10 protein-coding genes are annotated in these 12325 nt (G+C 36.8%); 7 read left to right on the top strand and 3 right to left on the bottom strand.

Features of this window, described 5'->3' with window-relative positions:
• Positions 1-64: 64 nt before the first annotated feature.
• Complete coding sequence (gene guaC, locus DES38_RS02985; protein WP_110250597.1) at positions 65-1048, bottom strand: GMP reductase; 984 nt, start codon at positions 1046-1048, stop codon at positions 65-67.
• 197 nt (positions 1049-1245) lie between these two features.
• Here guaC and DES38_RS02980 point away from each other — a divergent pair, with 197 nt between their 5' ends.
• The 4 genes from DES38_RS02980 to DES38_RS02965 all read left to right on the top strand — a co-directional run bounded on the left by DES38_RS02980 (position 1246) and on the right by DES38_RS02965 (position 4711).
• The gene (locus tag DES38_RS02980) at positions 1246-2139 is read left to right on the top strand and encodes an alpha/beta hydrolase (protein WP_170114314.1); all 894 of its coding nucleotides are present in this window, start codon (positions 1246-1248) and stop codon (positions 2137-2139) included.
• A 171-nt stretch (positions 2140-2310) separates the two neighbouring features.
• Complete coding sequence (locus DES38_RS02975; protein ID WP_110250595.1) at positions 2311-2640, top strand: PTS sugar transporter subunit IIB; 330 nt, start codon at positions 2311-2313, stop codon at positions 2638-2640.
• Positions 2640-2963, top strand: coding sequence for a PTS sugar transporter subunit IIA (locus DES38_RS02970; protein ID WP_110250594.1), 324 nt, complete (start codon positions 2640-2642; stop codon positions 2961-2963). The genes DES38_RS02975 and DES38_RS02970 overlap by 1 nt, the downstream gene beginning before the upstream one ends.
• Positions 2964-3172: 209 nt before the next feature.
• Positions 3173-4711 carry a hypothetical protein gene (locus DES38_RS02965; protein ID WP_110250593.1) on the top strand — a complete coding sequence of 513 codons (1539 nt, stop codon included), beginning with the start codon at positions 3173-3175 and terminating at the stop codon, positions 4709-4711.
• An 88-nt stretch (positions 4712-4799) separates the two neighbouring features.
• On the opposite strand, the gene DES38_RS02960 is transcribed toward DES38_RS02965, so the two are convergent.
• Complete coding sequence (locus DES38_RS02960; protein ID WP_110250592.1) at positions 4800-7232, bottom strand: sensor domain-containing protein; 2433 nt, start codon at positions 7230-7232, stop codon at positions 4800-4802.
• Positions 7233-7424: 192 nt separating this feature from the next.
• Here DES38_RS02960 and DES38_RS02955 point away from each other — a divergent pair, with 192 nt between their 5' ends.
• Both DES38_RS02955 and DES38_RS02950 read left to right on the top strand, forming a co-directional pair.
• Positions 7425-7643 (top strand): hypothetical protein, encoded by a 219-nt coding sequence (locus DES38_RS02955; RefSeq protein WP_110250591.1) that lies wholly within the window; start codon positions 7425-7427, stop codon positions 7641-7643.
• A gap of 566 nt (positions 7644-8209) precedes the next feature.
• The gene (locus DES38_RS02950; RefSeq protein WP_110250590.1) at positions 8210-8911 is read left to right on the top strand and encodes a CBS domain-containing protein; all 702 of its coding nucleotides are present in this window, start codon (positions 8210-8212) and stop codon (positions 8909-8911) included.
• A gap of 52 nt (positions 8912-8963) precedes the next feature.
• Here DES38_RS02950 and DES38_RS02945 read toward each other — a convergent pair whose 3' ends face one another.
• A complete protein-coding gene (locus DES38_RS02945; RefSeq protein WP_110250589.1) occupies positions 8964-9302 on the bottom strand; it encodes a thioredoxin family protein in 339 nt (112 codons plus the stop codon).
• A gap of 201 nt (positions 9303-9503) precedes the next feature.
• On the opposite strand from DES38_RS02945, the gene DES38_RS02940 reads away from it, so the two are divergent.
• Complete coding sequence (locus DES38_RS02940; RefSeq protein WP_110250588.1) at positions 9504-12263, top strand: EAL domain-containing protein; 2760 nt, start codon at positions 9504-9506, stop codon at positions 12261-12263.
• The last annotated feature ends 62 nt before the right edge of the window (positions 12264-12325 follow it).

The raw sequence follows: 12325 nt of genomic DNA, 5'->3' as shown, positions 1-12325 counted from the left end.
AAAACACCCTTTTAATTTACAAATAAAAGGGTGTTTTTCTTGTGAACGTATTTAAAGGTAACGTTTAATAAACTTTGTCACCATTGAAAATGGAGTTTTTTACAACTACATAGTCAACATTACGGATGGCTAAGAGCTGATCGCCACCTGCATAAGAAATACTTGATTGTAAATCTTGTTCCATTTCTGTAAGCGTGTCTTTTAAAGCACCACGATATTCGACATGCATCTTTTTACCTTCAACATTTTTTTTCTCACCCTTTTGAAACTCAGATGCAGAACCAAAATACTCTTTATAGCGTTTGCCATCAACTTCAATGGTTTCACCAGGTGACTCTGCATGTCCTGCGAATAGTGAACCAATCATCACCATTGATGCGCCGAAGCGGATCGATTTTGCGATGTCACCATGTGTCCGAATCCCACCATCGGCAATGACTGGTTTGCTAGCGGCTTTTGCACACCAACGCAAAGCGGCAAGTTGCCAACCACCGGTGCCAAAACCAGTTTTCACCTTAGTAATACAAACTTTTCCTGGCCCAATGCCAACTTTTGTTGCGTCAGCACCTGCATGTTCTAATTCACGAACGGCTTCCGGGGTACCGACGTTGCCTGCGATTACAAAGCTAGTTGGTAAGTGTTCTTTAATGTATTGAATCATTCGAATGACTTGATTTGAATGACCATGAGCAATATCAATCGTAATAAACTCAGGGATTAATTCCTCAGCTTTTAATGTATCAATAAATCTGTACTCTTCTTCTTTAACACCTACACTAATAGATGCAATATAGTTAGTTGCCTGCATGTCTTTAATAAAAGCTATTCGCGTTTCAGGCTCAAAGCGATGCATGATATAGAAGTAATTATCTTTTGCTAACGTTTTTGCGATGTTTTCATCAATAATTGTTTGCATATTTGCTGGAACAACCGGCAACCGAAAAGTATGCCCACCTAAAGTAACAGATGTGTCACAGGCAGAACGGCTTTCAACGATACATTTAGCCGGAATTAACTGAATATCTTCATAATCAAATACGTTTTCCATTTCTAAACCCCTCTAAATACGAATATTTTTTAATGAAGTACCGATAAACGTTCGATACCCATAAAGTAATATACATGAATTGAAAGTTATTGTCAAAGAAAACACGTCAATTAATTTAAGGCTAAACAAAATCATTCGGATTTGTTAAAATGAAATGGTATACATTGAAAGCGGTTTATAGAGAAAGGAAGATAATTATGCACGTACATACATTGCCTTTACGTGAAAATCGACAAGCGGTTACCTTAACGACCTATTTAATTGATGACTCAAAAGAGTTTCAAACAGGAGTCAAACGTCCCTTGATTGTATTGGTGCCTGGTGGAGGATACCTTAATGTTTCTGATCGTGAAGGAGAGCCAATTGCGCTAAAGTTTATGGCTCAAGGCTACCATGTGGCAATTATTAGATATACGACTTATCTCTTAGAAGATACAAATCCACCAGTTACAAGAGCTCAAAAAGTATGGCCAGATGCTCTTTATGATTTAGCTGAAGCTATGATTCAGCTGCAGAATCATGCAGATGAATGGTTGATTGATACGGACAAAATAGTAATGGCTGGATTTTCAGCTGGAGGCCATCTAGCACTTAGTTTTGCAGTGCATCGTAACAAGTCGCTAATATTAGATCAATATGAGGACAGAGCAAATGCCTTTAACTTAAGCGGCTTAATCCTTGGTTATCCGGTGACCGACTACACTTTGATGGAAGAAAAAATACAGAAGATCAATGATCAAGAATTAACAAATTTTTGGCGTTTCTCTAACCGAGGTCTTTTTGGTGTCAGTGAACCCACTCGTGAACAGTTAGCGTTAATGAGTCCTGTAAAAGATATTGATGAAACAATCCCTCCTATTTTTATTTGGCATACAGTCGATGATGGATTGGTTTTTCCTGAGAATAGTTTACGTGTTGCGGAAAAAATGTCTGAACTCAAACGACCGTATGAATTGTACATGTTTGAAGAAGGGGTACACGGTTTATCATTAGCTGATCATACGAGCGCTAGCTATCCAGGCCATATTAATGAGCCAGTACAAGTCTGGTTTTCTCAAGCTTTGAAATGGTTAAAACGTCATGGTTGTTAGGTTAAAGTAAATGGATAATTTAAAAGTGTGATTAAATGTAAGAAGTGATTACTGAAATTTCCTATGGTTACAACTTGCTTTAGCTAATGCTTGTCAATTGTAGTGTTTAAGCGGCTATCTTTGGTGGAATAGACTGGTAGAAAGATAATATAAATGACTGGGGGTCATTTAATGAAACATATCGTACTTGTCTGTGCTGTAGGTATGTCAAGTTCTATTCTCGTCAACCGGATGATAAAGGCTGCAACTAAAACGAAGACAGACGTGTTAGTACATGGATCAGGAATGGGCGATTTGTCACAATTTATCGATGAGGCAGATGTGTTATTGATTGGTCCACAGATTCGCTACATGGAAGATAAGCTGAAAAAGCAATACAGTCATTTACCAATTGAAGTTATTGAGAGTAAGGACTATTCTATGATGAATGGTGAGCATGTGCTAGAAATTGCTTTGTCACTGTTAAAAGAAAATGACACAACTGAAAATGGAGAAACGTGATGGGCCAATCAGAAACGATTCAGCAAATTGCTTTTAAAATTATCGCAGATGCAGGTGCAGCGAAAAGCTTAGCGGTAGAAGCCTTAACATTTGCAAAGAAAGAAGAAATTGATCGGGCAAATGCCATGTTAGATGAAGCACGGGAGCATTTTAACGAAGCGCATCGGCATCACTTAGGGTTAATCCAAGATGAAGCTAAAGGCAATAAGATAGAACTCAATTTGATTTTCATGCATGCTGAAGACCAGTTGATGTCAACTGAAACAATACTATTATTAATTGAAGAAATGATAGACATGTATCAAACAATTCAAAGGAGCTAGTTTACCTCTAAGGTAAGCTAGCTGCTTTTTGTTTTTGTATGGACGAATGTGGAAATTTCCTAACTAGAGTTTAAAAGCGTCTCCAAAATTTAATCAGGTATTTACAGACTTTTTTATCATTATCTGTTTACAAAGTCGTGCTTTTTTCGTATGCTTACTTTGAAAATGATTACATAAGCATTTTCTTATTAAATATGCGGAGGTAAGTTATGGAATTAATGTTAGAACAATTTATGAGTTTGAACTTGCTAAACCAGTTTTGGATGACGCTCTTTTTGATCATACCAATGGTTTTAATTGCAAGAACAGTGGTAGCGGGCACACGTTACTCCCCGATTTTAATTATTGTTATTTTCGGTTTATCAATGGGTTACATTTTAGTTGAGACAGGTGTTGCTGAACCAGGAATTAATACATTCCCAATGGTTAATATGGTCGCTTCAGCTACGATTATTGCTTTAGTCGTCTCGTTTTTTGTTGGGGGACAAGAGTTGCGAAAGATATTCTCTAATAAACCTTTAACAAACGAAGAAATGGTTATTCCAAGTCAAGAAGAGGCAGTGTTAGGAACCTCACGAACACAAATCGTTATGATTATTCGTTCATTCTTCTTATTAATTGGTATTGAGGGTGCGAGTAGAGTACTTATTGGTACGTCAACAAGTGCGTTAAGTGACGTCTATCCATTGATTGCATACATAGGAATTGTTGGTGCAATTATTTTTGTCGATAACCGCGCAACGATTACTAATAAATCGTTATATATTCGTAAAGGGATCATTGAAATTATTGCTATTATCGGTGTTTTATATTTATCTTCAATGATTGCAGGGGGTATTGAGCCAGTTATTGCCTTACCACAAATCTTCTTTGCGATGATTATATCGGCAGCACTAGGTGCACTGTTGTACCGCTGGTCTTTTGGTCCAACGATAAAAGCGTTACTATTTGCAGGGATTCCCGTTGTTCTTGCGGGTAACTTTATGGTTGGTGGCTCACGCATCGGCGAAGCATTTACAATTGATGGGGTTAACAGTTTAATCCTCTATGGGTTCTTCGGTCAGCTGTTCTTTATGTTTGGTGGTATTAGTTTAATGATGTATTTTGCTAAAAATAATCATGTAAGAAACTTAGCGCCAGGAATGGCAGGTGCACTGTCTCACTCTGGTTTGACGGGTGCGTGTACCGCAGGAGATTTAGGTAAAGAAGCCGCACAACGTGCGCCTATTATGATTAATATTCCGTTCTTTGGGCATATTTTTGTTTTCTCAGTACTAGCGATTAGTGCTGAAAGAGAACAACTTTGGACACTACCATCTATAGCGATTGTGGCGGTAGGTGTTCTGTTTACCATTATTAGTTTGAAACAGTTGAAAAAAGCTAACAATGAAAGTGCCAAAGAAGTTAAAGCTTTGATGCAGTTTTCATTTGGCTGGCAATTGGTTGCTGTTTTTGGTGGGCTTCTCCTCTTAAGCTTTAGTCAAATTCCATTCTTATTTACTGGAATGGCACAGGCAAGTGCGATTTCTCACTTTGGTTTATTTGCAGCTATTCAAGGTGGAATGTTTGGAGCAGAGTCTGCGAGTTTAATTCCGTTTATCTTTTCAATGCCATTCCTCGTGCACCCGGTTGTGTTCTTTATGTTTGGTAAAGCAATGAAAGACGGCGGTGTTATGCCAATTAAAACCGTTCATACGATCAGTTTGATTGGTCTTGTTGGTGTTATTGTTTCATTATTTATCGTATAAGTAATAGGTTAAAGAAGCAAAAAGTGCTGTTCAGTTAGTTTGTTAACTGGACAGCACTTTTATTTCGTTTGTCTTTAAAAGGTAGGGTTTATTGTTGATCAAAATTAAAGGTCGTATAGTAATCGATAATGGCATTTTTAGAAATTGGTTTAGAGAAATGATAACCTTGAAACATATCACAACCCAATTGTCCTAACACGTCAACATGTTCGCGTGTTTCGACCCCTTCAGCAATTAAGACTTTATTAAGACGATGTCCCAATAAGATAATTGATTCAATGATGTCACGATCGTCTTTATTTGTTGTCATATCGCGAACGAATGATTGGTCAATTTTCAAGTAATCAATTGGGAATTTCTTTAGATAGCTAAGGGAGCTGTAACCAGTACCAAAATCGTCAATTGAAATGGTTAATCCTAAAGCTTTTAATTCTTTTAAGATTGGCAGTGCACTCGTAGCATCCATGGCAATGGATTCAGTAATTTCAATCGTTATTAGCGCGGGGTCAATGTTAGCCTCAGTTAAGATTGAAGTAATCATTTGTACGAGTTCAGCCTGATAGAATTGCCTAATAGATAAATTAATACTGACAGGTAAGGGGCTAATTCCAGCATCTTTCCAGAAGTTTATCGCTCTTACAGCTTCTTCAAAGACCCATTTACCAATCGGAACAATAAGACCTGATTCTTCAGCTAAAGGAATAAAATCATTTGGTGGAATAATACCGTGCCCTTCACGGTGCCATCGGATCAATGCTTCTACGCCGAAAATTTCTTTTGTTACGGCATCGATTTGAGGTTGATAGAGTAAAACAAATTCATTTTTTTTGATTGCTTTTCGCAAGAGCGCTTCAGTTTCCAGATACCCTTCAGTAACAGCTGGAAGCTGATCGCGATAGAACTGGAAAGTACTTTTCTTTTCACGTTTTGCAAAGTACATCGCCTTATCGGCTTTTTTAATTAATGCATCAAGCATGATACCATCACGTGGATAGGTACTGATGCCAATCGAAGGGGTGTTGACAACATCAATCCCATCAATCAAATAAGGGATGGACATAATTTCTATTAATGCCTGACTAAATGAAGTCAGCTTTTCAAAAGTTGTTTGTTTATATAAAATAATAAACTCGTCACCACCATATCGATAAACACTTACTTCAGAGGTGAGTTTTTCATTTAAACGCATTGCCATCTGTTTTAGAACCAAATCGCCTTTCGCATGACCAAGTGCATCATTGATCAACTTAAAGCGATCAAGATCAATGAACAAGAGCGCATGAGCATCTTTGGGCTGCTCACTAATAAGCTTATCAAAATCACGATACAGGGCCATTTGATTTTTCAGTCCAGTTAAATGGTCGTGGTACGCCATATGATGTAACTGAGCATGCAACTCTATTTTTTCGGTCATGTCTTTCACGATACAGTTGATTCCTTTAATGTCATCATCGACAACAATGGGAATTAATGTAACGTATATATTTAACACTTTACCTTGCTTATGAATGATTTTAGTTTCATATTCTTTTGTTACACCGCTTTGAGCAGAATTGAAAAAATCTAACGTCAATGCTTTAACGTCGGATGTTAATAAAAATTCAAATGATCTTCCGAGTAATTCCTCGCGTTGATAACCTGTCAATGTGATAGTCGCATCATTTAGATCAACAAATTTCCCGTTAAGATCGAACGTTGCCACGGTTTCAATATTATTTGTAAACAATGATTTGTACTGTAGTTGCGCGTATTTCAAAAGATCTTGTGTCGCTTTTTCTTCAGTTACATCGTCAACGATACCAACAATACCAACAATTTTAGTGTCATCTTGAATAGGGATCCCTTTTATTTTTAAATGACGGTGTTCTTGTGATTTAGTAAGACCGAGTAGCACTGTTTCAGTGACTTCACCAGCTAAAACCGCTTGGAATGCTTTTAAACCATGCGAATGGTCACTCTCATCGATAAAGTCAGTGAAGTGCATGTTAATACACTCATCTTCTCGGTACTCTAGTAAGCCCAATCCAGCTGGATTGGTTCGCAGCAATCGGCCTAAATCATCCATTACAAAAATCGCATGTGGTGTATGCATGTATAGTGAGCGATTCGCTAAGCGATCAATTAAAGTAGGAGCTTCATCAAAAATCGCCTGATCTAAGTTTGTCGCCATTACTAGTAGGAAAGTTTGACTATTTTCAATCGTAAGCGGAACTACCTTTACATCAACTAATGTGATATCTTTGTTACGTATGAGTTGTAACCGTTGGTGGGTAACTATGCCTGTGTGAAGGGTTTCGATTAACTGGTCTTTTTCCGCACGGTGAATATTAAAAATATCATTCACATTTAGGGGGCGATTTTTAGTAATCGATAGACCTGTTTTTTCATGACTTTTTTGATTCATGTACGACAATTCTAATTCCTTGTCTAGCGTGTTTTGGCTAAAGAGAAAGGTAGACAAATCACTTATATTTAAGAGGCTTGTTAGTGCCGCATATGAAAGATCTGAAATGGTTAACATAAATTATAATCACCTTCTACTTCCATCATACTCCTGTATTTCTTGTAAGGTGTCAATTATACTATGAATAGACAATAAAAACTACATGTTTACTAAAGGTACTTTTCCTGGCAAAAAATCATTTGCGAAAGGATAGATAATTTGACAGTGAGTCAGTATGTCATTAAAGTTATAATGGAAGGAGTTGAGTAAATGTTAAGGTATCGTTATTTTCTCTATTTAGCACTTTTTCAGTTCGTGATAGGAGCGGTTTATCTCGTCGTTAGTTTAGCACGAACGAATTTTTCAATCGTAACCGCTGCTGTTTCGATTATTCTGTTAATTGGCATAGGCTTAAATATCGTATTTTATTTTTATTTTAAAAAACTAGTCTCGATGCATAAACAGAAAAATGAGAATGTGGTTGAATAAGTTTATTAGATATATATCAAATAGCTCTCCAGATAAATGCACCCAGAAACAGAGGGTGTATTTTTAATGTATGCGCAGATCGTATTGTTTACACAATAGCACAATCAAATTGTTCGTTCAGCTAGAAATTTACAAGTGAATATGTTGATAGCAGTAACTTATCAAGATGCAGCATTATTGGAACAAGTGCGTCATCATTTAGTGTTTATGATCTTGCACAACTGACCGAAACAAGTGTAGCGATTCAAACAACCCTTGAAAATATGGTCATGCTTACAGAAGCATCTGCTGCAGGAATTGTAAAAACTGTAGCTTAAAAAGTTTCAGTACAATCTATCGGCGCAATCGCTGAGGCCGCACAAACGTTAAATACGCTAGTTTTAGGTTTAAATGAAAAAGTAAATCCCTTTATAGTAAGAGGGTAATTCCTGAAATCAATTCGCTAAAGTTCTGTATTATGTTAAAATGATACTAATTTCACGTACGTGTTTGATGGTGAATGGTTATGATTTATCATAACGATTTGGTGCGACGAAATAATAGTGTGACGAGAAGGTGGGAGACGTATGCGTAATGATGAGCGGTTTATCGTAGCGTTTAATAAAATAGAAAAATTTTTTGATCAACAATTAAATGATAGTCGTTATGTTCCTTTTTATCGAGCGGTGCAACGACTTAGGAAAACAAATGCGGTAATTAATCGCTACCATAATGATTTATTAGAGTTTTCTGAACTGAGAAATGCGATTGTACATGAGCGCACGGATCATCACTACACGATCGCTGATCCTCATGATGATATTGTTGCCTCAATTGAAAAAATCGCCAATGAACTAACGGCACCAAAAAGTGTGATGAAGTTATTTGCAAAGACTTTACGCACCGTCCAAGCTGATTTATCGGTTAAAGAAGTATTAACGATTATTAAAGAAACAGAGTTCTCGCAATTTCCTGTGTACAGAAGCAAACAATTTTTAGGGTTATTAACGGATAAAGCGATACTTCATTGGATTGCACATCATATGAATGGTGATGTTGAAGTGCTTCTTGGTACGAAAGTGATTAAATTGATTGATGATGACGCAATCTATGATACGAATTACCGGTTTATTGAACGAGAGATGAGTATTTATCAAGCTGAGGATATTTTTATTAATGCAATTAAAAAACATAAGCGTTTAGACGCTTTATTAATCACGGAAACGGGTGAACCGCACGAACGCCTTTTAGGAATGATAACCCCGAACGATCTAATTCATATACCTTAATAAATCAAACAGCCACACGCCAAAATTATGCGTGTGGCTGTTTAAGTCGCTGTTACCTTGCGTTATAACCATTTACGATTTTTTTAAGTTTCTCTTTGAAAGGCTCAATAGGTACAATACGCGCTTCGCGTAAATATTCACGACCATCTACAAATAAAATTAACACGGGCACAGTGAAAATGTTAAAGCGACCAGCCACTTCGGGAACATCTTCAGCATTCACGTAAGCAGTTCTTACCTCAATGAATTCTTCGAAAACTGTTTTAATTTGAGGCAGTAGACTTACACAAACACTACAGTTCGGCCGAGAGATATACAAGAAACTTAACCCGTCTTTGTTTAAAAATGCGTCTAATTCAGCACTAGTTGTAATTGTTTTAAAAGCAGTCATTTGTTTCATCCTTTCACAGTCAATAATGATTGTGTGTTTATCATAGATTATTTAAGCATCTTTAATTGTTCGGCGCAAGTTAAATGCATTTAGCCCTGCGTTTAATTGACTAACAATGAGGGAAAAAGTATAAAGACCATTTTAATTATATAAATGAGCAATAAATGAAACGATTGCTTATATTTATGGACAGGGGTGAAGATGTTGAAACAGGCCTTGCGTATTACATCAATTTATTTGGTTTTATCGGTAGTGTGGATTCTGTTTTCTGATTATATTGTACTGTCACGGGATTTTGCCTTTTTGAGTATCCCGCCACAAACGTTGAAAGGTCTGACTTTTGTTATATTAACCTCCGGTCTTATTTACATATTGATTGATCGGTTTGATGAAAAACAACAAGCATTGCAAAATGCAAGTGCAGAACGAAATGAAGCTTTAAAAAAGATGACCGATCAATATGAGACGTATAAGCAAGTTATTGAACAAATGCCATCAGGCGTTATTTTGATTGATCCGAGCAAGTCCAATCACCCTATTTTGTACGCTAATAATGCATTTGAAAACATTACTGGTCATAACAAGCACGATCTAATTGGTAAAACGGCCCGGTTAATTGGCCATCCGACAGACAATCAAGAAGTTGAAGTGTTTGACGAGGCGATTAGTTCAGGAGAAACATTAGAAATAACGTTACCCTCTTATAAAAAAGATGGCACTTTTTATTGGAATTATATTAAGCTCTCACCTGTATATAATAAAGCACAGGAACTCATCTACTATATGGGGATATTAAGCGATGTTACTGAGCATGAAGAACAACGGCGTTTGATTCAAACTCAGTTAGATATGTTTGAACATATTTTCATTCATGATCAAGACAAAGATTTATTCACTGGACTTGCCAATATGATGGCTCGTCATCTCCAAGCAGATACAACCGTTATGCATTGGAATGATAAATCAGGATTAAATGTATATGCTTCGGATCGCATTCCGTATCAGATGCGTCATCTGTTGGAAAGTATTCCAGAAGATCATCCATTGATGCATCAATTTATCAATAATCAAATGACTGATCAAAACAGCTTAATCGATCGACTTACCCAAGAATTAGAAAGTCAAGGCTTTGCCTATGAAGAGATTTGGTTGAGTCCGATTTATTCTGAGACAAAACAGCATATCATTGGAATGCTTATCGCCTATTTCCAACCTGGCGTGACACGCTTAACGAGCGATTATAAGGCATATCAGCATTACCAATCATTGATTGGGGTGGCGCTGCAAAAGACGAACTATTTAGATCACATCCGCGAGAGTGAACAAATGTATCGCTTAATCGCAGACTATTCTTCAGATATGGTCTTATTGTTAAACAAAGACAAAAAGACTGAATACTACTCACCATCATTTTCACAATTATCTGATCAACCAATGACCTATAACCTGTTTATGCACCGCCTTAGTCAGCAATCAAAACATGAATTTCATTCTTTTTTAACAATGGTAGAGCAATCAAACAAGCCTATTGAAGTTGAGTTAATCATTAAGAATAAATGCAAACAGTTAAGTGTCATTGAAGTAAAGGGGCATACCTTTATTGATGAAAATGATCAACAAGAGAAAATTTTGTTGAATGCAAGAGACATCACAGACAGAAAAAAATTCGAAGATGCATTGAATAAATCACTTTATATTGATCATTTAACCCAGCTACCCAATCGTTTCCGGTTTAAGCAATTGTTAGAAGAAAAGTCACAGGTCCATACTAGAAACAGTATTGTTGTTTGTCAATTTATAGCATTAAAGAATATTCGAACGTTATATAGTGTTGCGGTTGTCGAAGAAATATTGAAACAGGTAAGTGAAAGGTTAGAAACCATAGAGTCGATTCAGATAATTGCAAAAACTAATGAGGATACCTTTACCTGTTTAGTCAACATAGGACGTGATAGGTTATCAGAATTAATCGAAACGACAGTTGAATCACTAAGTGAACCTTGGTTGATAGATGGTTTAGAAATTATTATCCCAGTGGCTGCGGGGGCAAGTTTTTATCAAGAGCAACCAATTGACCAATGGATCAATGAGGCTGAACAAGCGTTAAATGAAGCAACACAAGACAAGGGTAGACGCTACGTTATCTTTAGTCATGATATTACTGAACATCAACAACGCTACCTCGCATTGCAAAATGACTTGTATCATGCGGTAACCAATGAGGAACTAGTAATCTATTATCAGCCGATTGTTGATGTGAGTAAAACCCATATTTATGGCTTTGAAGCACTGTTGAGATGGGAGCACCCGAGCTACGGCTTAGTCATGCCATATGAATTTATTCCTATCGCAGAAGCCACAGGAGCTATTGTGGAGATCGGCTATTGGGTGATTGAGCAAGCCTGTAAGAAAATAAAACAATGGGAGCAAGAAAACGAAGACTTTTCATTGTCCGTAAATATTTCTTACCGCCAGCTTGAGGCTGCGCATTTTCTTGAGCGGGTAGAAGCGCTATTAAAAGCAGGTAATTGTCCATCCGATCATTTAGTCTTTGAAATTACTGAAAGTATTTTAATGAAAGATATCGTGACATCTAATCAAGTCTTAACCGCTTTAAAAGCGTTAGGTATTCGGATATCGGTTGATGATTTTGGTATCGGTTATTCTTCGCTGTCGTATTTAAAAAAGTTTCCGGTAGATATCTTGAAAATCGATCGGGCATTTATTAAGAATATAGACGAAGATAATAATGATGCCGCGATTGTTAGCGCAATTATGGATATGAGTCGAGCGTTAGCTTTAGATGTTGTTGCTGAGGGGATTGAAACAAAAAAACATTTAGAATGGTTAACTAAATTTAATTGTCACTATATGCAAGGCTATTTATACAGTAGACCGGTGAGTGAGAAAGACTTACCGCAGGTTATTTCAGATATTCGTAAATTTCTGATCACTTCATAAATCAATCAATTGACTTAATACCTAAGGGGGTATATAATTGTAATAGATTCAATTAGAGGAGG

It is taken from the genome of Streptohalobacillus salinus (assembly GCF_003201605.1).
Taxonomy (GTDB): domain Bacteria; phylum Bacillota; class Bacilli; order Bacillales; family Amphibacillaceae; genus Streptohalobacillus; species Streptohalobacillus salinus.
Note: the sequence above shows the minus strand (reverse complement) of the source record. Positions and strands in the feature narration are given on the sequence as shown.